Source organism: Amycolatopsis sp. NPDC088138 (assembly GCF_044741685.1).
In the GTDB taxonomy this organism is placed as follows: Bacteria; Actinomycetota; Actinomycetes; order Mycobacteriales; family Pseudonocardiaceae; genus Amycolatopsis.
Map to the genome: position 1 here is coordinate 26,896 of NZ_JBIUTB010000007.1, position 24,961 is coordinate 51,856.

Here is a 24,961-nt window from a genome sequence, read left to right on the forward strand (position 1 = left end):
GTCCACCCTGCAACGGCACCCCGTTCGGCGGCGCCTGCCCACCCGGCAACGGCCGCCCACTCTGCGGTGCCTGCCCACTGTGCGGTAGCTGCCCGGCCTGAGGTCTCTGTCCACTGTGCGGCGCCTGTTCACCCCGCCACGACTGCGCGGCGTGCGGAGCCTGTCCACCGTTGAGCGGCTGCCCAGTCCGCGGCGGCTGTCCACCTTGACCTGGTTGCCCAGGCTGGGGTCCACCGCGCGGCGCTTGCCCGGCCTGCGGTCCACCTTGAGCTGCCTGTCCAGACCGAGGTCCACCCTGCGCCGCCGCTTGTCCAGCGTGCGGGGGCGATCCCCCGTGCGGCGGTTGTCCGCCGGGTAGTGCTTGCCCGCCGTGAGGCGGTTGTCCAGCGTGCGGGGCCTGCCTGCCGTGGGGTGGCTGCCCAGCCTGTGGCGCCGGACCACCCCGCGGCGGCATCGGCGGCTGACCAGACTGCCCACCGGGCGGCATTCGGCGCGGGTCCTGCGGCGCCACGCGTCGCGGCTGCTCGGGCTGGCCACCCCGCGGGGGCATCGACTGCGGCGTCGGTCCGCCCGGGCGGGGACTCGGACTACCTGCGCCGCCGCCTGGAGCGCCGCCGTTCGGCATTCCGCCGGGGGGTGGTGTGAATCCGCCCGCGGGTGGGGGCGCCGTTTGCTGCTGCGCCCCACCCTGCGATGGCGTCTGCCCCGAGTCCGCAGCCAGCGGCTGGCTCGGGCCACCGGCGAACCCGGCCGCGCCGACGTTGTCCGCCGGACGTCCACCACCCTGCCGTCCCGGCTCGGCGCCGGATCCCGGCGGGGCCATGCCGTAGCCGCCGTTCGACGAACCTCCGGCCGAGCTCGGCACTCCGCCGCCAGTCGCCTGCTGCTGGGGAGCGGGACCGTCCGACGCCACTCGTGGCGTCTCGGGCTGCTGCTGAGCGACGGTCTGCCGCTCAGGTGCCTGCTCCGGACGTTGAGACGTGGCTTCCGGCGACATCTCACTCCGCGACTCCGGCTCGCGATGAGACTGCGGTTCCTCACCCCGTGACTCAGGCTCGGGTGACGCCTCGCTCTTCGACGCCGGGTCCGACGACGACTCCGTCCGCGAAGCCGGCTCTTCACCCCGCGACTCTGGCTCCGATGACGAACTCGGCTCCTCGGAGCCCCGCCGCGCATCCGCGGACTCGTTGGCACCCCGTGACTCACCGGAATCCCCACCGCGCGACTCCCCGGCCCCACCAGAGCCAGAACCAGACTCCCCGGAGCCACCTGAGGCCGAGTCGGACTCACCAGAGCTAGAGCCCGAGCCAGCCTCCCCGGCACCGCGCGACTCCCCGGAGCCACCTGAGCCCGAGCCAGACTCACCAGAGCCGCGAGACTCCCCAGAACCGGACTCCGAATCCCCGGCCCCACCAGAACCCCGGGATTCCCCAGCATCCCCGGAGCCCGCGCCCGGCTCCGAGGAACCAGAGCCAGGATCCGAACGCGGGATGTTCGCCTCGTGCACCGAGTGCATCTGCTCCTTGGCACCCCCGACAGCCCCACCAACCGCCCCGCTCGAGGCGCCCGTCAGCAGCTGCTCCGGCGTCAACGACCCGAGATCCCCGGTCACCGCGGCCTGACCGACCGTCTGCGCGACACCCTCGACCGCACCCCGAGTCCCGGCCCGCATCGCGGCATCGGCGATCTGCCCACCCGCGCTGTGCGACAACCCCTCGGTCGCCCCGCGGCCGATCGCGCCACTGCCGGCGCCGACGACGCCGCCGACCGCGCCCGAGATCGCCGCATCGCTGGTCTTGGACCAGTCCCAGCTCTGACGGTCGCCCTTGGCCATCTGCAGGCCCTGGATGCCGGCGTCCATGCCGAGGTTGATGGCCTCGTTCTTCAGGACCTCCATGCCGATCTTCTTGAGGCCCTGCTTGAGCAGCTTCTCCAGCAGCTCCTTCGCGACCTGCTTGAACCCCTGCTGCGCCAGCTTCTCGAGCAGCTGCCGGAACAGCATCTGCACGGTCATCCGCGTCGCGACCTGGGCCGGCGCGATGCCCGCCGTCGAGCCGCCGAACGTCACCGCCGCGGCGGCGATCATCGCCGCGATCTGGGCGGCCAGCACGATCAGCGAGATGATGATCATGTACTTCGTGTATTCGACGTCCAGTGCCGTCTGGTCGCACGAGTCGCCCAGGGCCTTGGTCGCGTCGGCCAGCTGCTTGAAGTACGCCTCGTCACCCTCGACGAACTTCTTCCACTGCTCGGTGAACGCGTCGGCGCCGTCACCCGTCCAGTTGTCGCGGATGCCGGAAGCCGCCTGGTTGCCCGCGTCCGACGCCGGGCCGATCGCGGAAGACGCCGTGTGCCACGCGTCCCGCAGCGCGCGCAGCTTGGTCTCGTCGCCCTCCGGCCAGCTCTCCCCGACGACGATGGGCAGCAGCCACTTGACCGCGTCGGGCATCTCCATACCCACGGGTCATTGCCCCTTGCCGAGCTGCGAGGTCACGTCTTCGTCGGCGCCCGACAGGGCCTTCATCGACTTGTCGACGTTCTGCTGCATCCCGCGCAACCCCTGCACGAGGTTGGTGAAGCCTTCGACGGCGCCCTGCGAGCCGGGCACGTAGTCCTTCGCGAACTCCTTGCCGGAGTCGTCGCCGCCCCAGCACTCGCCCTGCGCGGACAGCGCGCCCTGCAACGCCTTCAGCGCGTTGTCGAGCCCGTCGGCCGCCGTGACCAGGCCCTTCGAGGCACTCAGCACCGCGTCCGGCTCCGCGGTGAACCCGGAACCCCCGTCCGGCATCAGTCGCCCCTCGTCATCCAGGACGACGGCGGCTCCTCGTCCTCGTCCGCCCGCGGCGGGCGGACGCGCTTGGGCGCGGGCGCCGGCGGCTGGTCGTCACGCAGGATCGGCCCGGAGTCTTCGAACGATTCGGGACGCGGCGGTTCGGGATCTTCCGCGACGAACTCCGGGATTGGCGGCACCAGCCCGGCCAGCGACGGCGCGCCCTCGACCAGGTCGGCGAGGTCCGGCAGCCCTTCGGTGATCGGCGCCATCAGGTCTGCGATCTTCTGCTTGACCTGCAACGATCCCAGACGCACCAGCGTCTCGACGGTGTTCGCGAGCTGCGCGGGAGTCGTGCGCTCGAACGTCGTGGGCGCGAACTCGAGCTTCGCGAGGCTGCCGCCGGCGTCGATGGTCGCGCGGACCAGGCCGTCGGACGACGCGACCTGGGCGGTCGTCTCGGCGGCCGCGGCCTGGGCGTCACGCAGCTGCGCCGTCTGCCGCTCGAAGTTCTCCAGGAGGGTGTCCATCTGGTCCTTCATCGCGGCATTGCGTGCTTCAAGACGCGCACGGTCGTCGCCCGCGGTGGTCACAGGTGCCCCCGGTGTCCCTCGAACCTTCTGATGACTTCGCCGTCACCCTAATGCCAATGGAGCAGTCACCGGAGCGGGTTCGGCGTTTGCGTCAGCGAACCGTCCGGCGCCGGGCGAGCAGGTACCCCGCGCCGCCGACCAGGTAGCAAACGGTTGCGGCGATCAGCAAGCCCGGCGAACGGCCGTCGTCCGGGATGATCAGCGCGCCCAGTGATACCGCCGCCACCTGGGTGATGTTGAAGAGCGTGTCGTAGAGCGCGAAGACGCGACCGCGTGCCTCGTCGGCGACGTCGAGCTGGATCGACGAATCGACGCAGAGCTTCAGCACCTGGCCCGCGCCGGTGATGAAGAACGACGCGAGCAGCGCGCACGGCAGCACCATCGGCAGCCCGAGCGCAGACTGCGCGATCGCCGCGACGACCAGCGCGCCGAGCACCGCGCGCACTCGTCCGGCGCGGCGGATCAGCCGCGCCGTCAGCAGGCCGGCGATGAGCAGCCCGGCCCCGGCCAGCGCCGCCATCTGCCCCAGCCCGGGCAGGCCGGCGCGCAGCAGGCCGTGGTCGGTGAAGTAGTTGCGCATCAGCAGCACGGTGACCAGCAGCGAGACGCCGAACGACGCCCGGTGCGCGAACAGCGCGATGAACCCGGCGGTGACGCTCGGCGCGCGCCACGCGTGCTTCGCGCCGTCGGCGAGGCCGCGGGCGACCGCGAGGAACGGGTTCGTCGGCTCGTCGACGACGGACGGCCCGAGCACCCCACGCGCGAACCCGCGGGCGATGAACGCCGCGACGAGGGTGCCGAGCACCGCGAACGCCGTCGTGTACGCCGAACCGACGTCGTCGCTGCCGAAGAGGGCACGCAGCCCGATCGCGCAGCCGCCGCCGATCACGGCGATGACCGAGCCGATGGTGGTGGCGAACGCGTTCGCCGTCACGACGCTCTGTTCTTCGACGACGTGCGGCAGCGACGCCGAGAGCCCGGAGCCGATGAAGCGCGAGATCCCTTCCGCGGCCAGTGCCAGCGAAAACAGGCCGATCCCGCCGAAACCGAACCCGACGGCAGCGGCCGACGCGAGGATCGCCAGGCCGCGCAGGAGGTTCGCGAAGATCAGGACCTTGCGCCGGTCCCAGCGGTCGAGCAGGGCACCCGCGAAGGGCCCGACGACCGAGTACGGCAGCAGCAGCGCCGCGAAGCCGCCCGCGATGGCCAGCGGATCGGCGCCGCGTTCGGGGTTGAAGAGCACAGCGCCGGCGAGACCGGCGCGGAAGACCCCGTCACCCCAGCTGGCGGCGAAGCGGGTGAAGAGCAGACGCCGGAAGGCCGGGTCCTTGAGAAGCTCCCGAGGGCCTCTTCGGCCGGTGGCCACGTCGGCGCTGATCGTCACGAAGCCAAGGGTAGAGGGTGGCCGACGCACTAAGGTCGCCTCTCGGCGGCTATGCGCAGTGTGGCTCCAGCCGGACGGTATTCCACAAAGGCGGTTCTTCAGTGAGCCCGGGGGACACGGAGTGCGCCGACCACTGTTTCAAACGGGGCGGGTGGGGCGATTGTTCCCGAGCCGAAGTAATTCGCCGGGCCAAGGGTGGGATCATGGGTCGCGTGCCAGCGGACGCCGAGGTTGAACCGGGAACGCTCCTGGTCGCCGCCCCCACGATGGTCGACCCCAACTTCAAGCGGACCGTCGTGTTCGTCATCGATCACCGCGACGAGGGCACGCTCGGCGTCGTCCTGAACCGTCCGAGTGACGTGGCCGTGCACGACGTGCTGCCGAACTGGGGCGGGCACGTCGCGGAGCCGCAGGCGGTGTTCGTCGGCGGGCCGGTGGAGAAGAAGACGGCCCTGTGCCTGGCCGCGCTGCGCACCGGCGAGACCGCGGCGAGCGTGCCGGGTGTGATCGCCGTCCGCGGGCCGGTCGCGCTGGTCGACCTGGACACCGACCCCGAGATCCTGGTGCCGAAGGTCCGCGGCGTGCGCGTGTTCGCCGGGTACGCGGGCTGGGACTCCGGCCAGCTGGCCGGCGAGATCGAGCGGGACGACTGGGTGATCGTGCCCGCCCTGCCGAGCGACATCCTGGCCTCGCCGAGTGGTGACCTCTGGAGCCAGGTGCTGCGCCGCCAGGGCGTCCCGATCGCGCTGCTGGCCACCCATCCGGGTGACCTCCAGCGCAACTAGCTCGTCAAAAGATCAAGCCTTCTTGAAGACGCCGCAGCCGCCCTCGCCGCACGCGCAGCCGCTGCAGCCGGCGGGCGCGGCCGGAGCCGGCGCGGGGACGGTCAGCGCGGCCCGGTTGCCGAGCACACCACCGCCCGCGACCAGCACGAACATCGCGACGACACCACCGAGCGCGGCGGCGACCAGGCCACCGGTCGACGGCATCGCGAGTCCGGCCAGCCCGGAGAGGATCGCGATCGCCCCGCCGGCCGCCGTCGGCAGCCCGGCGACGCGGTTGGCCAGCTTGAACGCTTCTTCGCTGCGCAGTGCGGCTTGCGTCCGCACGCCGGTGCCGCCTTCGCGCGTCAGCCTTTCGCGGACGCCGAGGACACCACCCCAGCCGACGACGACACCGAGCAGGATCGGAACCAGCGCGATAGCGAACACGGGTCAAGGATAAGCGTGACGTTCCGGCAACCTGCTGGATACCCTGGTCGACTGTGCTACAGGCCATGTCACACCGCGTACTGCCCACAGTGCTGGCTCTTACTCTGATCGGGGGTCTGGCCGCCGCCGCGCCGGCCGGCGCCACCGAGAGTCACCAGCGTCCGATCCGGCTGCTCGGCGAAAAGATCGTCCCGAACTCCCTGCCGTACCAGGGGACGATCGTCGGCGGCCTCTCCAGCATCGACTACGACCCGCGGACCGGCGGTTACGCCCTGATCTGCGACGACCGGTCGGCGATCAACCCCGCCCGGTTCTACACCGCGACGTTCCCGGTGACGGCGAAGGGCGTCGGCGACGTCACCTTCACCGGCACGAAGCCGTTCCTGCGTCCCGACGGCACGCCGTACCCGCCGCTCACGCAGAACGACCCGGCGAAGCCGCAGAACGAGCAGACGATCGACCCCGAAGAGCTGCGCGTCGACCCGTGGACCGGCGACTACTACTGGTCGCAGGAGGGCGAGCGCACCGCGACGACGCTGATCGACCCGTCGATCCGCGAGGCGCGCCGCGACGGCGAGTACGTCCGCGACCTGCCGATCCCCGCGAACGAGAAGATGACGCCGACGGCCGGCCCGCGGCAGAACCTGGTCCTCGAAGGCCTCACCTTCGCCGGGTTCGGCGCGCTGATCGCCAGTGAGGACGAGGGCCCGCTCCTGCAGGACGGCCCGGAGTCGACGCGCACCACCGGCGGCGTCTCCCGCATCACGCTGCAGGGCCGCTACGGCCCGGTCCTCGCGCAGTACGCCTACCCGCAGGAGCCGATCTTCGCGTCACCGGTGCCGGATGGCGCGTTCGCGACGACCGGCGTCTCCTCGATGCTGGCCGTCGACCAGGCCGACCCGACCAAGTACCTGATGATGGAACGCTCGTTCGTCACAGGCGTCGGCAACAAGGTGCGCGTCTACGAAATCGACACGAAGGGCGCGACGAACATCCTGAACGTCAAGTCCCTGGCCGACGCCAAGAACGTCAAGCCGGTCAAGAAGCGCCTGCTCTTCGACGCGGCCGACCTCGGACTGTCCACTGTGGACAACCTCGAAGGCATGACGTGGGGCCCGAAGCTGCCGGGCGGCGAGCGCAGCCTGGTGATCGTCAGCGACAACAACTTCGCGGCCACCCAGGTCACGCAGTTCGCCGCAGTGGCGGTCCCCTCCGAACGGCTTTGACCAGCAAGTTACGATGAACCTGTGAACACGGCTCGGCTGCTCCTTAGCCTGCCGCGCTGACCGGGCCCGGCCCGGCCGGCGCGGCGACCCCTCATGCCCTCGCGGCTGAGGGGTCGAGTTGTTTCTGGAGCACCTCGCGACGAAGGATGACGGCGATGACTGAGGCGACAGGGACCGACGTCCCGGCGCACCGCTACACGGCCGCGCTGGCCGGCCAGATCGAGCGGCGCTGGCAGGACTTCTGGGCCGACCAGGGCACGTTCCACGCGCCCAACCCGGTCGGGCCGCTCGCGGTCGAGGGACAGCCGGTTCCCAGCGACAAGCTGTTCGTCCAGGACATGTTCCCGTACCCGTCCGGCTCCGGCCTGCACGTCGGGCACCCGCTGGGCTTCATCAGCACCGACGTCTTCGCCCGCTTCCACCGGATGATCGGGCGCAACGTGCTGCACACGATGGGCTTCGACGCGTTCGGCCTGCCGGCCGAGCAGTACGCGGTCCAGACCGGGCAGCACCCGCGCAAGACGACCGAGGAGAACATCCGGACCTACCTGCGCCAGATCCGGCGCCTGGGCCTGGGCCACGACGAACGCCGTCGCATCTCCACGATCGACCCCGAGTACTACCGCTGGACGCAGTGGATCTTCCTGCAGATCTTCAACTCCTGGTACGACACCGAAGCGGGCAAGGCGCGCCCGATCGCCGAGCTGGAGGCCGCCTTCGCCGACGGCTCCCGCCCGGTGCCCGGCGGCCAGGACTGGGCGTCGCTGAGCGCCGCCGAGCGCAAGACGGTCATCGACGGTCAGCGCCTGGTCTACATCTCCGAGGCGCCGGTCAACTGGTGCCCGGGCCTGGGCACGGTGCTGTCGAACGAGGAGGTCACCGCCGACGGCCGCAGCGAGCGCGGCAACTTCCCGGTGTTCCGCCGCAACCTGCGCCAGTGGATGATGCGGATCACCGCGTACGCCGATCGCCTGGTCGACGACCTGGACCTGCTGGACTGGCCGGAGAAGGTCAAGTCCATGCAGCGGAACTGGATCGGCCGCTCGCACGGCGCCCGCGTCACGTTCAAGACCGGCGAAGACGCGATCGAGGTCTTCACGACCCGCCCGGACACGCTGTTCGGCGCCACCTACATGGTGCTGGCGCCGGAGCACCCGCTGGTCGACGAGCTGGCCGCGGCCGCGTGGCCCGAGGGCGTCGACAAGCGCTGGACCGGCGATGCCGCGAGTCCGGCCGAGGCCATCAAGGAGTACCGCGTCGCGGCGTCCCGCAAGTCCGAGCTGGACCGGCAGGAGAACAAGGAGAAGACCGGCGTCTTCACCGGCGCGTACGCGACGAACCCGGTCAACGGCAAGCAGATCCCGATCTTCGTCGCCGACTACGTGCTGATGGGCTACGGCACCGGCGCGATCATGGCCGTGCCCGGCCAGGACGTCCGCGACTGGGAGTTCGCCGAGAAGTTCGGGCTGGAGATCATCCGGACCGTGCAGCCGTCCGAAGGCTTCGACGGCAAGGCGTACACCGGTGACGGCCCGGCGATCAACTCCGGCTTCCTGGACGGCATGGACGTCGCCGAGGCCAAGAAGACGATCATCGAGCGGCTGGCCGAGGACGGCACCGGCGTCGGCACCGTCCAGTTCAAGCTGCGCGACTGGCTGTTCTCGCGGCAGCGTTACTGGGGCGAGCCGTTCCCGGTCGTCTACGACGAGGACGGTGGCGTGCACGCCGTTCCGGAGTCGATGCTGCCGATCGAGCTGCCCGAGGTCGCCGACTACTCGCCGGTGACGTTCGACCCGGAGGACCGCGACTCGACGCCGTCGTCGCCGCTGGCCCGCGCGACCGAGTGGATCGAGGTCGAGCTGGACCTGGGCGACGGCCCGAAGACCTACCGCCGCGACATCAACACGATGCCGAACTGGGCGGGTTCGTGCTGGTACCAGCTGCGGTACGTCGACCCGACGAACGCGGACACGTTCTGCGCGCCGGAGAACGAGGCGTACTGGATGGGCCCGCGCGCCGCCGAGCACGGCGCGGACGACACCGGCGGCGTCGACCTGTACGTGGGCGGTGTCGAGCACGCGGTGCTGCACCTGCTGTACTCGCGGTTCTGGCACAAGGTGCTGTTCGACCTGGGCCACGTGACGTCCAAGGAGCCGTACCGGAAGCTGTTCAACCAGGGCTACATCGAGGCGTACGCGTACACGGACGCCCGCGAGGTGTACGTCCCGGCCGAGCAGGTCGAGGAGCGCGACGGCAAGCACTTCTTCGAGGGCGAGGAAGTCCGCCAGGAGTACGGCAAGATGGGCAAGAGCCTGAAGAACGTCGTCACGCCGGACGAGATGGCCGAGAACTACGGCGCCGACACGTTCCGGTTCTACGAGATGTCGATGGGCCCGCTGGCCATGTCGCGCCCGTGGGCGACCAAGGACGTCGTGGGCTCGCACCGCTTCCTGCAGCGGCTGTGGCGCCTGATCGTCGACGAGACCACCGGCGAGCTGCGAGTGTCCACTGAGGACGCTTCGGAGGCGGACCGCAAGGTGTTGCACCGCACCGTGGCCGGCGTTCGCGACGACTACGCGGAGATGCGCTTCAACACGGCGGGCGCGAAGCTGATCGAGCTGAACAACCACGTGACGAAGACGTACGGCGCGACCGCGTCGACGCCGCGTGAGCTGGCCGAGCCGCTGGTGCTGATGCTGGCGCCGCTGGCCCCGCACATGGCGGAGGAGCTGTGGCGGCGCCTGGGTCACGCGGATTCGCTGGTGCAGGGCCCGTTCCCGGTGGTGGACGAGAAGTACCTGGTCGAGGACTCGGTCGAGTACCCGATCCAGGTCAACGGCAAGGTCCGCTCCCGCGTCACGGTCCCGGCGGACGCCAAGCCGGACGCGGTCCAGGCCGCGGCGCTGGCGGACGAGAAGGTCGCGGCCCTGGTCGGCGGCGGCACCCCGCGCAAGGTGATCGTGGTGCCGGGCAAGCTGGTCAACATCGTCCTGTAGCGCGCTGTCGGAAAGCCGCCGGTGGTCGACGGCCATCCCCGATTTGATTGAACGGTCAAGGAAATCCGTTCGATCGAAGGAGACCTGGGGATGACCCTCGATGGCCTTACGGGCAAGGTGGCGCTGGTGACCGGCGGCAGCCGCGGCATCGGCGCGGCCACGGCACTGCGGCTCGCCGAGGACGGCGCGGACGTCGCGTTGACGTACCAGCACAACGCCGGGCAGGCGGCCGAGGTGGTCGGCAAGATCAAGGCCCTCGGCCGCCGCGCCCTGGCGATCCGAGCGGACTCGGCGGACGTCGATGCGGTTTCGGCGGCCGTTTCGGCGACGGTCGCCGAGTTCGGCCGGCTCGACGTCCTGGTGAACAACGCAGGCGTCGGCTTCGTCGGCGCGTTGGCCGAAACGTCCTTGGCGGACGTCGACCGCGTGCTGGCGGTGAACGTCCGCGGCGTGCTCGCGGTGACCCAAGCGGCGGCCGGCCACCTCGGCGAAGGCGGCCGCGTGATCACGATCGGCAGCTGCGTGACGGACCGCGTCCCCGGCCCGGGCATGGTCCTGTACGCGACCAGCAAGGCGGCGATGACCGGCCTGACCAAGGCGTTGGCGCGCGAGCTCGGCCCGCGCGGCATCACGGTCAACCTGGTCCACCCGGGCCCGACGGACACCGACATGAACCCGGCCGACGGCCCGTACGCGGCGGACCAGCGCGCCCTGACGGCGTTCGACCGCTACGGAACGGCGTCCGAGGTGGCTTCGGCGGTGGCCTACTTCGCGGACCCGGCCAGCGCGTACGTCACGGCGTCGACCCTCTCGGTCGACGGCGGCCACGCGGCCTAGCTGCGGTCGAGCCCGATCTCCCGCGCGAGGTCGATCAGCATGGCCTCGAACAGGACGTCCGGCTTGGACATCGGGATCGGGTAGTTGCCGAAGACCTCGAGCGTGACGTGCCCGTAGAGCCGGGCCCAGAACTGGATCATCAGGTACGTCACGCCGAGGTCGAGCCGCTCCGCCGGAATGTTCTGCCCGGATTCGGAAAGCACGTCGGCCAGCGACTGCTGGAAGGTCATGAGGTCGTCACGCAGCTCGTCCGGCACCCCGCTGCTGGGCGGCGTGACCAGGTCGTGCATCGCCAGCACCCGCCCGGCGGCGGCCAGGAAGATCCGCCCGAACGGCTCGTCGACCCGGCTCAACGCACTGCCGGCCGCGGACCCGACCCCACCGGTAGGTGACGCGAAGACGAGCGTGAACTCCTTCGTGTGGGTCAGCGCCCACCGCCGGAAGCCCTTGCAGATGGCGAACAGCTGCAACATCCCGTCATCGGGCAGCCCGGCGATGTCCTCGGCCAGCTCGTCGGCCAGGTCCGCGCAGACGTCCAGCCGCAGGTTCTCGACCAGGTCGTCCCGAGACTCGTAGTACCGATACAACGCGGGCGCGGTGATCCCCAGCTCCCGCGCGATCGCACGCAGTGTGACCGCCTCGGGCCCCTGCTCGACCAGGAGCTTCCGGGCGGTCCGCCGGATGTCCAGTTCGGTAGCCGCACGCGCGCGACCCCTCCGCGTGGGGTGGCTCATCCGAACAGTCTAGGCGCTTACTGCGACAAGTCTCGCATTAACGCGGGCTCAGGCCCGAGCCTTGAGGTTGGTCAGCACGGTGTCCGCCACACCTCGCCCGAGCGTGCAGGCGTCCTTTCCCGCCTGAGCCGCCGAGTCACCCAGACTCAACGAGACCGAATAGGCGAGGTCATCCGCGACACCGACAACGACAACGCAAGTTCGGTTGTCGGTTGTCCCCACGTCCACATAACCGACTGCTGGATAGCCCTGAACCGCCTCCAGGTCATCGACCCAGCGAGAAGCCTTCGGCTTTTCGTTCTTGTAGGTGAGACTGAGTCCTTGCCTGGCCTTGGTCTCATAGCCGACAAGAATGCCGGCGGCGCTTCCGGAGGTGCTGGCCCAGTCGCACGAGGGTCCCAGCACGCTCCGCGCTGCTCACTCGAGCGACCCCTTGATCGTCTTGGTCGAATCTGCTGCTGGGCATGTCCGTAGCCCAGAAGCCGACGCCGCTGAAGATCGCGCCTACCTCGGTCTAGACGCTGGAAGCCGACCGGTTGCGCATCACCGCGGACTCAGGCTCGAGCCTTGAGATTGGTCATCACTGCATCGGCGACCTGCGGCCCGAGGTCGAATGAGTCCTTGCCCTCGCTGACGGCCTTGTCGCCCAACGTCAACGAGACCGAGTACGCGAGTTTGTCGGTGACGCCGACAACGATCACTCCGACTCGCTTGTCGTCGAAGTCGGAATACGCGATGGCGGGGTGGTCCTGGATCGGATCGAGGACCTTCCATCGCGCGGCTTTGGGCTGCACGTTGTGGTAGGCCAGAGCCAGTCCTTGATCGGACTTCGTCTGGTAGGCGACTGTGATGCCTGCTCCTGACCCGGCTGCGTTACCCCAGTGACAGGTGGGTCCGAGCTGGTTGTCGCTGGATGAACCCGCGCTGGCCTGCCCGAGGAAGGTGCCGATCTGCTCCGAGGTGAGTGCCGTTTCGCAGGGGTTCCCGTCGAGCGCACTGTCCGGCAACGGGCTCGAAACCTGCGGCACGTCACTTTCGGTGGCTGACGCTGATGCGGTCGGTTCTGCTGATGTGTTCGGTGCCGGAGTTTTCGGGCTGCCCGTGCAACCGGCCAACAAGAGGGCGCTGGCCGCGATCGAGCTGACCGCGGCGGCTTTCCAGTGCTTCATCCCAGAGTCCCGTAAGTCTTGGTCGTGCCTTCGGCGGCTTGCTGATCAGTGGTTTCGACGATTCCGAGTGCTTGGCGCAACCGTCCGATCAGCTCGGAGAGGTAGTTCAGCTGGTAGTGCAGGTGACCTTCGTAGTACCGCCCGGTGTCGTTGACCCCGTTCTGGCCGGTGACGGCTTGGACGCTGACGGGTTCCTGGGCAGGTGGATCAGCCTGGGACAGCAGGTGGGCGGTTCCGAGTTGCGCTTCGATGGTGAAGCGAAGATCTTCGGCGTTCTTCAGCACCGACCGCATTTCGACACTGCTCATCGCGAACCCCTGCCCACCGGCCGGCGGCGCTCCCCCGCTGGGCATGTCCGTAGCCCAGAAGCCGACGCCGCTGAAGATTGCGCCTCCTGGATCTGTCATCGGACTCCCCTCATTCCGTTGAGCGTCGCGTACAGCACGTCGGTCATTGCGGCGCGGGTGCCTGGCTGGAAGCTGACCATCCGTTCACGTCCTGGGAACGCGTACGTCAGCACCCGTCCGAATCCCACCGCGTCGACCGCGGTGATCGGTGCGCTGCGCGTTCCCCGGTTGACCGCGTAGCACTGGTGCAGCCCCGTTCGTTTCGCCGCCATCAAGCGGCGGGCCCACGGCAGCGGGTCGCGGGCGCCGTCGTCGGCCGTGTGATCGGTCTGGTCGTACGAGTCCTCCTGGGCCTGGCCCGTGAACCGCGCCTGCGGGATCGCCACTCGCTCGATCCGGGCCGGCGGGACCGGCGGCAGGACGTCCACCAGGGATTCGGCGAGCCTTGACGGCTCCACGGTGTCGATCCGGACCGTGTCGTCCTTCCGGATCAGCCGGTACGCGTCCGGGCCGTCGGCCGAGACCAGGACCGTGCCCGACTCGTCCGCCTCGATGTCGCCCAGCCACGCCGTGAACTGCCGCGGACCGCGCGCCAGGACGCGCAGGACGTCGCGGAAGTCGCGTGTCAACGTCCCGCCGGCGGCGAGCCGGAGGGACGCGAGGACGTCCAGCACCTTCTCGTCGAGCCGCTTGCGGGTCTCGTCGCCGAGCCAGAGGTTGTCCGCGCCGAGGACCGCCGGGGGCGGGCCGTGCCGCTCCCACTCCCAGGCCGTGAGCAGCGCGGACTTGGGCAGGTAGAGCACCGTCACAGCCCGATCACCGGCGGCACGGTCCTCTCGTCGGACCCGCCGAAGACGCTCTCCGGGTCGGCCTCCACCAGGTACGACGCACGCTGGTGCTCTTCGTCCTCGGTCTTGCCGCCCTTGGCGCCCTGGCCCATGCCGCCCATCCCCGGCGAGCCCGGTTTGCCCGCCGCGCCGCCGCGGATTCCGCCGGCCGCGCCCGGACGTCCTTCGCCGGGAAGGGCCGCTCCGGTGGACGCGCCGGGGCCGCGGGCGCCGGTGGAGCTGCCCGCCCCCGACGAGGACCCAGAGGACCCGGACGACCCCGAGCCCGGACCGAAGCCGCCGCTGCCACCAGGACCGAAGCCGCCACCCGGGCCGAATCCGCCGCCGGGACCGAATCCGCCGCCAGGGCCGAACCCGTTCCCCGGCGAATAAGGCGAGCTGCCGGGCGGCTGGTAGCCCGGCGGGAACTGCGTCGACGACGGCGGGACGTAACCCTGCGCCCGGACGCTGTCGTCCACACCCGGGACCTGCGTGTGCGAGCCCGGCGGTGGCGTGACCTGGCCGGGAGGCGTGACGTGACCCGGGGGCGGCGGTTGCACGACCGGCGGATGGACCGCCGGCGGTGGCTGCACCTGCGCGTCGACCGAGTGGTCGCTGCGACCCTGGGAGCGTTCCTTCTTCTCCGGCGGCTCGACCGGGTCCTTCACCTCGAAGTCGCCGCCGTCGTACTCGCCGAGCTGGCCGTAGTCGATCGTCCGGCCCGCGGTGTTCGTGCTGGACTGCTGCGAGTACGCCGTGTACCGCTCGACGTTCTCCTGCGCCTTCTGGTTGTACTGGTTGATCTGGTCTTCGGTGTCGGTGTCCCACGGCGTCGCGACGTCCCAGGCGCTGCGGGTCGGCGGCTGGTCGGTGACGTCCGGGTGCAGCGAGTTCTTCATCTGGTGGAACTGGTCGATCTGCGTCTGGGACAGCGTCGAGTTGCGGTCCAGGGTCGCCGACGCCGAGGTCGCCGACGCGGTCAGCGGCTGGAGCCGCGCCCGGGCCGCGTCCGAAGCGCCGCCGGTCCACGCCGACTCGAGCCCGGACGTCAGCTCGCGCGTTCCCTGCTCCAGTTGCCGCTGGTACGTCGACTGGTCGACGCCCGCCTTGTGCACTTCCTGCAGCGAGCCGGTGCCCGGCCCGGTCAGCACGGCCTGCACCAGCTGGCCCGGCGACAACCCCGAGGCCTGTGGGTTGTTCGCTCCAGTGCCCGTTTGTGACGCGATGTAGCCGCCCGCGATCGCGCCGAGCGGACCGCCCGCGAGCATGCCGATACCGGCGCCGTTCAGGACCTTGCCGAGTCCATCGGCCCCCGACTCGACGGTGTGCGCGATCTCCGACCCGACGTGCTTGGCAGCGTCGAGCATGTCGCCGAACAACCCCACCGAACTGCGCTCCCCTCGCGTTCGATCTCCCCTCTTGCGTTACGCACAATAGCGCACCGGTTACACCTGGTGGGGCGAAACGACCTGGTAGGGGATCCACGGCGGTGTTCGTCACAAAGAGCAGAACTCCCCGCGACTGTCGGTGCCGTATGCCACACTCGGTCGCCGTACGGCTACTGACGTGAACGGGGAGGTTCGCGTGACGAACCCTGAGCAGCTTTTCGCGACCTTCGAGGCCAAGATGGCGGAGGCGCAGCAGAAGGCTGATCGGATGCGCGCCGAGATGGAGACCGTGTCGGTCGCCGAGCGCAGCAAGGACGGCCAGATCGCCGTCAAGGTCAACCACCTCGGCAACCTCGTCGGCCTCGAGATCGGCCACGCGGTCCGCGACAAGCCCGATCTGGCCGCCGAAATCCTCCGGACCGTGCAGGTCGCACAGAGCAGGCTCGCGGCCGCGGTCGAGTCCGGTGTGCCGTCCATCGCGGGGACCGACACGATGAACGAGCTGGTCGGCCAGTTGCACCGCGAATATCCGGAATCGGAGCCCGACGGTTTTGTCGAAGGCGGTGGTGGCTACGGGGCTCGCGCCGACGACGGTTCCCGCTTCGTCGCTGAGGAAGAACCTCCGAAGCCGGAGAGCCCGAAGGCCGCCCCTCGCGCGGCCCGTCCGCCGGCGAACGGCGGCACGGACGACGACTACTTCGGCGATGGCGACTACCTGCGCTGAGCCACCGGAACAGGGGAGGGTGAACGTGGCCGGACAATCAGGCCCCGGGTTCGACGAGAACCCCGACGCGATCGACGCACACGCCAAGCAGATGGAAGCGACGTTCGACGTCCTCAAACAGGCCTTGGCACTCACGCGTGACGACCCGATCAGCCCGGATGCGTTCGGACTGATCGGCCAGGTGTGTCAGCTCAGTACCTGGTGCGGTCATCTGGCGGGGCAGGCGACGGACACGCTCGAGTCGGTGGTCGCCGGAGCCGACTACCACGTCCAAGCGGTGCAGGCCTGGGCGAAGGCTCGCCGGGTGGACGAAGAATCGGCGTCGGCGCTGGTGAACCGGGCATCGGAGGTCGGCCATGGCTGAAAACCCGCTCATGACGGAAGCCAAGGGCGAGACGGATTCCGAGAAGTACGGCGTCGACAGCTTTCTCGAGGGCGCAGGAGCCCTGCAGGACTACTACGGCGGCTTCGAGAAGATCCTGCACGGCGACTGGACCGAAGGCCTGTTCAGCCTGGCGAACGCCGGCCTCGGCGCCATGGACCTCGTCAAGGACGGGAACCCCCTCGAAACGCTGATGAGCTGGGGTTTCGGCTGGCTGATCGAGCACGTCGACTTCCTGAAGGAGCCGCTCGACTGGGTCACCGGTGACCAGGACGCCATGGATCTCGAGGGTAAGAAATGGGAGACGATCGGCAAGCACGTCCAGAAGACCGCCGAAGAACTGACCGCCGAGGTGCGGAAGAACTGCCTCGACTGGAAGGGCAAGGTCGCCGATCAGTACCGTGTTTACGTACAGCAGCAGCTGGACGCGTATGCGGCCCTTTCGGACGCGGCGACAAAGGTGGCGCAGGTCATCGGGATCTGCAAAACGATCCTCGACGTGGTCCGCACGTTGATCCGTGACCTCATCACCGACACGCTCGCGAAGATCGTCATGATCCTGCTCCGCTACCCGCCACCCGGGTATCCCGCCGCGCTGGCCGCGGAAGGCCTGCCCTTCGCGGTGAAGCAGGGCGGGAAGATGGTCGAGGAGTGCAGCCGGCTCGCGCGTGCCTTTTCTCGGGCGAAGGAGTTCCTCGGCGCGCTCGGCGACTTCTTCCGCAGGGTGGTCTCCGCCGTCGGGACCGCGGGTAAGGAAATGTTCGAGGGCTTCGCGAAAGCGGCAGCGCGGGAAACCGGCATGAAGGCGTTCGAGCAACTCGCCACCGGACCTGGTCAGTCCGCCGGAGAGTCGCAGCACGACCGTGACGCGACGTCGATCGTCCCGGAAGACCACTCGACCTATCCGGTCGGCCAGGTGCCTCGTTCCGGCCCGGTCACCGCGGATGACGGCCGGCCGTTTTCCGGGCAGCCGGGCGCTCAGCGGATTTCCGGGTCGATCTAGCCCCCATGCCGATGACGTCGAAGTGAAGGCCACCGCATGACCATTCCCTCGGTAGGACGGCCGCAACAGGTGCGCACCGTCGTCATCGCGGTTCTCGCTGTCCTGTTCGTGGTGGGGTCGTGGACCGGGGTGGCGTGGGTGACCACGAGCCACGGCCCGCTGCGGGACGGCCCGCCGGTCGCGGTTGCCCACGCCAAGTCGTGTGAGCGGCTCGGGCCTCTCAGCATCGGAGGTATCGGCTTCTACTGGATCTGCGTGGCCGACGTGACTCCGGTCGGCGGCGAGACCCGGACCGTGCGGTTCGGCCTGGACGAGTTGACTCCGGACGACTTCGGCAAGGCCGTTCCCGTCGTGGGCTGGGACACGGAGTTCCGGCGCGATGTCGTGAAACGGAAGATGCCGCCGTGGTTGCCGGCCCCGGTGGCCGTCGTCCTTCTCGTCTCTCTGGGCTGGGCGGAACGTCGGCGCCTCAAGCGGTTGCGGCGACCAGTCGTGCAGCTACCGGCCGACGTCCAGCTCACGACGCCGGTCCAGGTGCCGAACCCTTCGGTCGCCGGCGGCTACCGGCGTGGTGCAGCGGTGATTTCGCCCGCTGAGTGGTCGCAGCGGAAGTATTGGCGTATCGCAGGTGCCGCGATGGCGGTGGGCGTCGTGGTCGGCGCGCTCGCGCTGACTGTCGACGACCCAGAGGGCCGCAAAGCTCTCTTCGTCCTCGCGGGGTTCGGGCTCGCTGCTCCGGCCTGGTTGATCTCATGTACGCCGCGCTGGTACCGGAAGAGCGCCTACTCGGCGCAGCTGACTGTTTCGGCTGAAGGAATCAGCTGGAAGCGACGCCGACGCGAGGAACTTTTCGCGCTCGCTTGGGCGGACCTGGCCGAAGTCCGCGTCCTTGCGGTCACCCACGACGGCCTGACCCTGCGCGTGGTCGATCTGTTCCCGGCCGGAGCGGAGGTGCTGGAACGGCACGCCGAACTCGGCCGGTTCTGGCAGACCGGGGCGAGACTCGGCGGGCACCGGCTACCGGGGGAATCCGGAGCCGTTCGGGTGCCTGAGGCCTTCAGCGAAGCCGCGATCGGTCAGGTGCGGCAGGCGATGGCCATGTTCCGGCCGGATCTCTACCGGGAGTTCGCCGCGGGCGTGGTGGCGGGGGCGCCGCCGACGCCGATCACTCGGGGGGCTACGTGATCGGCGCCGGCGACCCGATGCCCTGCCCGGCTTGCGCCGGTTGGGCAACGTCATCCCGTTTCCGCGATGACGCACCAAGAGAGCGGAGCCGGTCTGTGAAGTGACGTCCGGGGGACGCGCATCCCCCGAACGAGTGACGGACATCCGCTGCTCGCATGATTGTCGCACTCGGCCCCGGATAAGTTACAAAAACCTTCACTTTCTTCGGCGGCACCCCTGATGACCAGGTCGGACCGTGATTCGTGGCAAAGTACGGACATGAACTCCGACGTACTCGTTGTGGGATCCGCCAACGCCGACCTCGTGGTCGCGGTGGATCGGCGGCCGGGTGGGGGTGAGACCGTGCTGGGCGGGGACACCGTGCTCTCCCCCGGTGGCAAGGGCGCCAACACGGCGGTCGCGGCGGGCCGGCTCGGGGCCGACGTCGCGTTGCTCGGGGCGGTCGGTGACGACGTCTACGGCCGGCTGCTGCTCGATTCGCTCCGCGCCGCCGGGGTCGACACTGGTCTGGTCCGGACCAGTGACCGGCCGACCGGCATCGCCTACATCACCGTCACGCCCGACGGCGAGAACTCGATCCTGGTCTCGCCCGGCGCCAACTCGAGCCTCGAACCCGCCGACGTCGACGCCGTCTTCGACGGGGTGCAGGTCATGGTCGCCTCGCTCGAGGTGCCGCTGCCGGCCATCGAGCACGCCGTCGCGAGGGCCGCCGAAAAGGGCGTCAAGGTGCTGCTGAACCTGTCGCCGGCGGCGAAGCTCTCCGCCGAGACGCTGGCCAAGCTGGACGTCCTCCTGGTCAACGAGCACGAAGCCGCCTGGCTGACCGGGCCCGGTGCGGACTTCCGGAAGCTGCTCGACCTCGGGCCGCGCTCGGCTGTCGTCACGCTTGGTGCGGCCGGTGCGGTGGTCGTCGAGGCCGGAAAAGCCACCGAAGTCGCGTCGCCGAAGGTCGAAGCCGTCGACAGCACCGGGGCCGGGGACGCCTTCGCGGGTGCGCTCGCGGCGTCCCTCGCCGACAGCACCGACCTGGTCGCCGCGGCGAAGTACGCGGTGCGGGTCGCGGCCTTCAGCGTGACCCGGCACGGGGCCCAGCCGTCCTATCCGTCCGTCGCTGACCTGGGGGAATGATCACTCGGACGTCTGGAGGCCCGGGGATTCCGCGGTATGCTGGCCACCACGAGATATCGGGACGTATCTGAGCTATGGTCTAGACCATGTCGTCTGAGCTTCTGTCCGGGGTAGCCGTCAGCCCCGGCCGCGCGAGTGGTCCCGTCGTCCGCGTCGCGGAGCCGCTGGGTGAGCCCGCCGCCACTCCCGCCCCGGCCGATCCGGCCGCCGAGGCCGCCCGGATCGCGCCCGCCGCCGAAGCCGTGGCCGGGCGCCTGGAGAAACAGGCCGAGACCGCGACCGGCGAAGCGGCGACGATCCTGATCACGACCGCCGCGATGGCCGCCGACCCGGCGCTCGCCTCGCAGGCGGAACAGCTGGTCAAGACGCAGGGCCTGCCCGCCGCGCGCGCTGTCTACCAGTCCGCCGAAGGCTTCGCCGAAGCGCTGGCCGCCGCGGGCGGGTACATGGCGGAACGCGTGCGTGACGTCCGCGACGTGCGTGATCGGCTGATCGCCGAGCTGCTCGGCATCGCGCCGCCGGGGGTCCCCGAGCTGGCGTCGCCGAGCGTGCTGGTCGCCCGCGACCTCGCGCCGGCCGACACCGCGGGCCTCGACCCGGCGAAGGTGCTCGCCCTGGTCACCGAAGAGGGCGGCCCGACCAGCCACACCGCGATCCTGGCGCGCGCCCTCGGCATCCCGGCCGTCGTCGCCGTCCGCGGGCTGCTGGCGCTGGACGCGCAAGCGCTTGCGGTCGACGGTGACACCGGCGTCGTCGAGCTCGCCGACCCGGCCGCCCCGATCGTCACCGCGACGGTGGCGCAGCTGGCGGACTGGAACGGCACCGGCGCGACGTCCGACGGTCACCGCGTGAAGGTCTACGGCAACGTCGGCTCCCCGGCCGACGCGCAGGCCGCGGCGGACGCCGGCGCCGAGGGTGTCGGCCTCTTCCGCACCGAGTTCTGTTACCTGGACGCCCCGGCCGAGCCGTCGGTGGCCGACCAGCGCGCGGCCTACACCGCGGTGCTTTCGCCGTTCCGCGGCAAGCCCGTGATCGTCCGGACGCTGGACGCGGGCGCCGACAAGCCGCTGGCCTTCCTCTCGCCGGAAGCCGAGCCGAACCCGGCGCTCGGCGTGCGCGGCCTGCGCGTGGCGTTCGACCGCCCGGAGGTCGTGGACCGCCAGCTCGAAGCCATCGCGGGGGCCGCGGCGGACTCCGGCGCCGACGTCTCGGTGATGGCCCCGATGGTCGCGACGGTCGAGGAAGCCGCCTGGTTCGCCGACCGCGTCCGCGCGGCGGGGATCGCCAGGGCCGGCGTGATGATCGAGATCCCGGCCGCGGCGCTGAGCGCCCGCGAGATCCTCGAGGTCGTCGACTTCGTCTCGGTCGGCACCAACGACCTGGCGCAGTACACGTTCGCGGCGGACCGCCAGCTGGGCGCGGTCGCGAAGCTGAACGACCCGTGGCAGCCCGCGCTGCTGCGCCTGCTGAAGCTGATCGGCGACGCGGCCAAGGCCACCGGCAAGCCGGCGGGCGTCTGCGGCGAAGCGGCGGCCGACCCCCGGCTCGCCCTGATCCTGGCGGGCCTCGGCCTGACGAGCCTGTCGATGAACGCCCCGGCCGTCCGCACGGTGGGCGCGAGCCTGGCGAGCGTGACGCTGGCGGAGTGCGAGGCTCTGGCGGAAGCAGCCTTGGCGACGTCGGACCCGGCGGCCGCCCGCGCCGCCGCGCGCCCCTGACTTCTCCAAAACTTTCGCGAAGGTGTCGATCCGAGCCCGGCCCACTCGACGAACGGGTAAGAACCCGAGTCGAGAGGACACCCCATGAGCACCACCACAGGAACCCGGGCCGGGCGGCGCGAGTGGGTCGGGCTGGCCGTGCTGGCGCTGCCCACCCTGCTTGTCTCGCTCGACGTCTTCGTGCTGCTCCTCGCGCTGCCGAACCTCGCCGTCAGCCTGCACGCCGACGGCACCGAGCAGCTCTGGATCATGGACGTCTACGGGTTCATGGTCGCCGGGTTCATGGTCACCATGGGCACCCTCGGGGACCGGATCGGGCGGCGGAAGCTGCTGCTCATCGGGGCCGCGGCCTTCGGGCTCGCCTCCGTCGTCGCCGCCTTCTCCACCAGCGCCCTCATGCTCATCGCCGCGCGGGCCGTGCTCGGGATCGCCGGCGCGACGCTCGCTCCCTCGACCCTCGCCCTCATCGGGACGATGTTCACCGACTCGCGGCAGCGGGCGTCCGCGATCGGGATCTGGGCCGGGTGCTTCTCCGTCGGTGCGATCATCGGCCCGATGGTCGGCGGGTTCCTGCTCGAGCACTTCTGGTGGGGCTCGGTCTTCCTGCTCGGCGTCCCGGCCATGGTCCTGCTCCTGGTCATCGGCCCGAAGCTGCTGCCCGAGTACCGCGACGAGACCGCCGGCCGGCTCGACCTGCCCAGCGTCGCGCTGTCGCTCGCCGCGATCATGCCCGCCGTCTACGGCGTCAAGGAGCTCGCTCGCGACGGCGTCGGGCCGTTGCCGGTCGCGGCACTGGCCGTCGGGATCGCCTTCGGGTACGTCTTCGTCAAACGGCAGCGGACCCTCGACGAACCGCTGCTCGACCTGCGGCTGTTCGCCGGGAAGGCGTTCCGGACCGCGCTCGGCGGGATGCTCCTGTTCAGCATGCTCGGCGGCACCACGATGCTGTTCGTCGCGCAGTTCCTCCAGCTCTCGCTGCACCTTTCACCCGTCGCCGCGGCGCTCGGGCTGATGCCCGGGATGATCACCTCCGCCCTCAGCTTCCTGGTCGCTCCCGTGCTGGCCCGGCGTTTCCCGACCGGCACGCTGATCGCGGGCGGGGTCGTCACGGCGACCCTCGGGATGGTCGTGCTGGCCTTCGCCGACGGCAACCCCGTGTGGCCCGCGATCGGGTTCGCCGTGGCGTCCGCCGGGGTCGGGCCGATGGTGGCGCTCGGCACCGACCTCGTCATCGGGTCCGTGCCGCCGCGCAAGGCCGGCGCCGCCGCGTCGCTCGCCCAGACCGCCAACGAGTTCGGGTACGCGCTCGGCATGGCGACCGTCGGCACGCTGGGCAACGCCGTCGTCCGCGCCCACGACGAAGCGGTCGGCCTCCACGTCGTCGCCGGGCTGAGCGCGGTCGCGTTCGCCGTCCTCGTCTACTTCGTCGCCCGCTACCTGCGGACCGCCCAGCCGGTCGCGGCCTGACGAACGAAGGCCTCCCCCGTCCGATGCCTGGACGGGGGAGGCCTTCTTGACGCCGGGGGCAGAGGGACCCCGGCTAGCCGAAGAGCCCGCGCCGCGGGTGGCGGATGACCAGCGAACCGCCGTGGACCCGGCCGCTCAGCACGTACCGGGGGTTCCCCATCCGCCCGTTGCTGTGCGTCTTGTCCTCCATCGACCCGAACTTGACGTCGCTGATCGCGTTGACGTCGACCGCGGCGTGCTCGGGGATGACGATCTCGACCGAACCCCACTTGGCGTCCAGCTCGATGTGCACCACCGGCGACTGGACCTGGGCCTCGGTGAAGTCCAGCTTCGTCGAGCCGTACTTGTTGCGCACGACCATCTCCGGTGGCACCACCCACGGCCCGCCGCGGTGCAGCGACGAGTACTTCGCGTTGAGCTCGAAGCGCCGGCCGGGCACGTACCCGCCGCCGAAGCCGGCCGGGGGCGCGTACGACGGGGCCGCCGCGCCGGCCGCGGCCGGGTGGAACAGGCCGGCGAGGTCGGCCAGCACGGTGTTCAGCTCACCCCGCGTCTTCGACGCGAGCGCCCGGTCGGTGCGCTCGGTGAACTCGTCCAGATCGATCATCCCGCGGCCGATAGCCTTCTGGAGCACGCCGACGACGTGCTCGCGTTCGTCGTCGGACACCCGAAGATCGCGCTCGCTCAACGGCTTGGTCTCGGTCATCGGTTCTGCCGCCGTGGTCTCTTCCTCGCCCATGTCCACGATGGTAGAACCGGATTTCACCAGGGAGATCGGGGGAAAACCCTGAACGGACCCGCAATTCGCGCGGCCGCGTTCGGAGCGGCGCTCCTGCTGCTGGCCGGGTGCACCGGCGACGAGCCCGCTCCGCTACCCGCGCCTGCGCCGACCAGCTCGCCGCCGACCAGCGCGGCCGCCCTGCCCGAAGGGCTTCAGGGAACCCCCGCCACGGGCGGGATCGGGGTGACCGCGCTCCTCCACACCACCGGCCCGGTCCTCTTCGACGCCGACCGCGGCCCCGCGGCCAGTCCGCCCGGTTACCCCGGCGGCGACATCGGGATGGACGCCGTCCGCGTCGGAAAGTCCGTCGTCCTGATCGCCTACACGCGCGGCGAGAACGTCACGGACCCGTTCGAGGTCTTCGTCTACACCGGCCCGGCGAGCCCGCCGCGGTCGCTCGGCCGCGCCTGGTCGGTGGCGCCCGGTGCCGACGGCGAGAGCGTGTGGGCGATCCGGCAGGACGCGCCGGACAGCTGCCGGCTCCAGCACGTGAAGCTCGACGGCGGCGAGCTCGGCCGCGGCCAGTCCGCGAGCTGCCGCACCCAGGTCCGCTCCGAAAGCCGCCACGGCCTGCTGATCAGCATCAACGCCGACGGCGCCGAGTCGACGGACGCGCTCGTCGAGCCGGAGACCGGCCGCACGGTCCAGCAGGCCCCGCGCATCCTCGCCGTCGCCGGCGACTGGATGCTGCTCGACGGCCTCACCGACCTCACCCTGGTCGACCTGCGGGACAACAGCCGCAAGAAACTCAGCCGGCCGACGGTCGGGCCCGCGCCGACGGTGGTGCCCTCACGCGAGGGAACCCTCTTCGCCGCCGACTTCGCCGTCCACTCCTACCGGGCCACCAACACACAACTGCGCGACGTCTGGCTGCTCCGCCCGGACGCGCTGAGCTGGGAACACGCGCCGGGGATGCCGTTCATCACCCAGCACCTCAAGGACGGTGGCGGCCTGGACTGGAGTGACGCGGGTGATCTCGTGCTCGCGGACGGCGTCCTCGCCGCCTGGCACCCCGGCGAACCGGCCTGGCGGCTGGGCAAGGCCACGCTGCCGGACGGCGACTGGGGCGGCGTAACCGTTCTCCCCTGAAG

Annotated in this window: 23 protein-coding genes; 12 read left to right on the top strand and 11 right to left on the bottom strand. The window is 70.4% G+C overall.

Annotated features, from left to right (window positions below):
• Nucleotides 1–2,464: 2,464 nt before the first annotated feature.
• The 3 genes from ACIOD2_RS36615 to ACIOD2_RS36625 all read right to left on the bottom strand — a co-directional run bounded on the left by ACIOD2_RS36615 (nt 2,465) and on the right by ACIOD2_RS36625 (nt 4,747).
• Nucleotides 2,465–2,788 (bottom strand): WXG100 family type VII secretion target, encoded by a 324-nt coding sequence (locus ACIOD2_RS36615; RefSeq protein WP_323325213.1) that lies wholly within the window; start codon nt 2,786–2,788, stop codon nt 2,465–2,467.
• Entirely contained in the window at nt 2,788–3,312 is a 525-nt protein-coding gene (locus tag ACIOD2_RS36620; protein ID WP_400548992.1) for a YbaB/EbfC family nucleoid-associated protein, read from the bottom strand. The genes ACIOD2_RS36615 and ACIOD2_RS36620 overlap by 1 nt, the downstream gene beginning before the upstream one ends.
• 142 nt (nt 3,313–3,454) lie before the next feature.
• Complete coding sequence (locus ACIOD2_RS36625; protein ID WP_400548995.1) at nt 3,455–4,747, bottom strand: MFS transporter; 1,293 nt, start codon at nt 4,745–4,747, stop codon at nt 3,455–3,457.
• A gap of 203 nt (nt 4,748–4,950) precedes the next feature.
• On the opposite strand from ACIOD2_RS36625, the gene ACIOD2_RS36630 reads away from it, so the two are divergent.
• Nucleotides 4,951–5,532, top strand: coding sequence for a YqgE/AlgH family protein (locus tag ACIOD2_RS36630; protein ID WP_323325207.1), 582 nt, complete (start codon nt 4,951–4,953; stop codon nt 5,530–5,532).
• A gap of 12 nt (nt 5,533–5,544) precedes the next feature.
• On the opposite strand, the gene ACIOD2_RS36635 is transcribed toward ACIOD2_RS36630, so the two are convergent.
• Nucleotides 5,545–5,958 (bottom strand): SdpI family protein, encoded by a 414-nt coding sequence (locus tag ACIOD2_RS36635; protein WP_323325205.1) that lies wholly within the window; start codon nt 5,956–5,958, stop codon nt 5,545–5,547.
• 65 nt (nt 5,959–6,023) lie between these two features.
• Between ACIOD2_RS36635 and ACIOD2_RS36640 the strand changes: the two genes are divergently transcribed.
• The 3 genes from ACIOD2_RS36640 (at nt 6,024) to ACIOD2_RS36650 (ending at nt 11,017) form a co-directional block, all read left to right on the top strand.
• Nucleotides 6,024–7,184 carry an esterase-like activity of phytase family protein gene (locus ACIOD2_RS36640; protein ID WP_400548999.1) on the top strand — a complete coding sequence of 387 codons (1,161 nt, stop codon included), beginning with the start codon at nt 6,024–6,026 and terminating at the stop codon, nt 7,182–7,184.
• Between the two features lie 155 nt (nt 7,185–7,339).
• Nucleotides 7,340–10,180: a leucine--tRNA ligase gene (gene leuS / locus ACIOD2_RS36645; protein WP_400549002.1), complete on the top strand. Its 2,841-nt coding sequence runs from the start codon at nt 7,340–7,342 to the stop codon at nt 10,178–10,180.
• 90 nt (nt 10,181–10,270) lie between these two features.
• Nucleotides 10,271–11,017, top strand: a complete 747-nt coding sequence (locus ACIOD2_RS36650; RefSeq protein ID WP_400549005.1) for a 3-oxoacyl-ACP reductase family protein — start codon at nt 10,271–10,273, stop codon at nt 11,015–11,017.
• Here the strand turns inward: ACIOD2_RS36650 and ACIOD2_RS36655 are convergent.
• The 6 genes from ACIOD2_RS36655 to ACIOD2_RS36680 form a co-directional block, all read right to left on the bottom strand.
• Complete coding sequence (locus tag ACIOD2_RS36655; protein WP_323325199.1) at nt 11,014–11,751, bottom strand: TetR/AcrR family transcriptional regulator; 738 nt, start codon at nt 11,749–11,751, stop codon at nt 11,014–11,016. The two genes, ACIOD2_RS36650 and ACIOD2_RS36655, sit on opposite strands and share 4 nt — an antisense overlap.
• 48 nt (nt 11,752–11,799) lie before the next feature.
• The gene (locus tag ACIOD2_RS36660; protein WP_400549009.1) at nt 11,800–12,156 is read right to left on the bottom strand and encodes a DUF3558 family protein; all 357 of its coding nucleotides are present in this window, start codon (nt 12,154–12,156) and stop codon (nt 11,800–11,802) included.
• A 149-nt stretch (nt 12,157–12,305) separates the two neighbouring features.
• Nucleotides 12,306–12,920 carry a DUF3558 domain-containing protein gene (locus ACIOD2_RS36665; RefSeq protein WP_400549011.1) on the bottom strand — a complete coding sequence of 205 codons (615 nt, stop codon included), beginning with the start codon at nt 12,918–12,920 and terminating at the stop codon, nt 12,306–12,308.
• Nucleotides 12,917–13,228, bottom strand: coding sequence for a hypothetical protein (locus ACIOD2_RS36670; RefSeq protein WP_400549013.1), 312 nt, complete (start codon nt 13,226–13,228; stop codon nt 12,917–12,919). The genes ACIOD2_RS36665 and ACIOD2_RS36670 overlap by 4 nt, the downstream gene beginning before the upstream one ends.
• A 95-nt stretch (nt 13,229–13,323) precedes the next feature.
• Entirely contained in the window at nt 13,324–14,076 is a 753-nt protein-coding gene (locus ACIOD2_RS36675; protein WP_400549015.1) for an ESX secretion-associated protein EspG, read from the bottom strand.
• Nucleotides 14,073–15,479, bottom strand: a complete 1,407-nt coding sequence (locus ACIOD2_RS36680; RefSeq protein ID WP_400549018.1) for a hypothetical protein — start codon at nt 15,477–15,479, stop codon at nt 14,073–14,075. Before ACIOD2_RS36680 ends, ACIOD2_RS36675 begins: the two co-directional genes overlap by 4 nt.
• 199 nt (nt 15,480–15,678) lie before the next feature.
• Between ACIOD2_RS36680 and ACIOD2_RS36685 the strand changes: the two genes are divergently transcribed.
• The 7 genes from ACIOD2_RS36685 (at nt 15,679) to ACIOD2_RS36715 (ending at nt 23,089) form a co-directional block, all read left to right on the top strand.
• On the top strand, nt 15,679–16,206 hold the full coding sequence (locus ACIOD2_RS36685) for a YbaB/EbfC family nucleoid-associated protein (protein WP_400549021.1): 528 nt from the start codon (nt 15,679–15,681) through the stop codon (nt 16,204–16,206).
• Between the two features lie 25 nt (nt 16,207–16,231).
• Complete coding sequence (locus tag ACIOD2_RS36690; RefSeq protein WP_400549024.1) at nt 16,232–16,570, top strand: hypothetical protein; 339 nt, start codon at nt 16,232–16,234, stop codon at nt 16,568–16,570.
• On the top strand, nt 16,563–17,591 hold the full coding sequence (locus tag ACIOD2_RS36695) for a hypothetical protein (protein WP_400549027.1): 1,029 nt from the start codon (nt 16,563–16,565) through the stop codon (nt 17,589–17,591). The genes ACIOD2_RS36690 and ACIOD2_RS36695 overlap by 8 nt, the downstream gene beginning before the upstream one ends.
• Before the next feature lie 36 nt (nt 17,592–17,627).
• A complete protein-coding gene (locus ACIOD2_RS36700) occupies nt 17,628–18,776 on the top strand; it encodes a DUF6346 domain-containing protein (protein WP_400549030.1) in 1,149 nt (382 codons plus the stop codon).
• 258 nt (nt 18,777–19,034) lie between these two features.
• On the top strand, nt 19,035–19,904 hold the full coding sequence (locus ACIOD2_RS36705) for a ribokinase (protein WP_400549033.1): 870 nt from the start codon (nt 19,035–19,037) through the stop codon (nt 19,902–19,904).
• Between the two features lie 86 nt (nt 19,905–19,990).
• Nucleotides 19,991–21,622, top strand: coding sequence for a phosphoenolpyruvate--protein phosphotransferase (gene ptsP / locus ACIOD2_RS36710; RefSeq protein ID WP_400549036.1), 1,632 nt, complete (start codon nt 19,991–19,993; stop codon nt 21,620–21,622).
• An 84-nt stretch (nt 21,623–21,706) separates the two neighbouring features.
• A complete protein-coding gene (locus tag ACIOD2_RS36715) occupies nt 21,707–23,089 on the top strand; it encodes an MFS transporter (protein ID WP_400549040.1) in 1,383 nt (460 codons plus the stop codon).
• 73 nt (nt 23,090–23,162) lie between these two features.
• Here ACIOD2_RS36715 and ACIOD2_RS36720 read toward each other — a convergent pair whose 3' ends face one another.
• Nucleotides 23,163–23,828, bottom strand: a complete 666-nt coding sequence (locus ACIOD2_RS36720) for a DUF1707 domain-containing protein (RefSeq protein WP_400549043.1) — start codon at nt 23,826–23,828, stop codon at nt 23,163–23,165.
• Between the two features lie 225 nt (nt 23,829–24,053).
• Here ACIOD2_RS36720 and ACIOD2_RS36725 point away from each other — a divergent pair, with 225 nt between their 5' ends.
• Nucleotides 24,054–24,959 carry a hypothetical protein gene (locus tag ACIOD2_RS36725; RefSeq protein ID WP_400549046.1) on the top strand — a complete coding sequence of 302 codons (906 nt, stop codon included), beginning with the start codon at nt 24,054–24,056 and terminating at the stop codon, nt 24,957–24,959.
• The last annotated feature ends 2 nt before the right edge of the window (nt 24,960–24,961 follow it).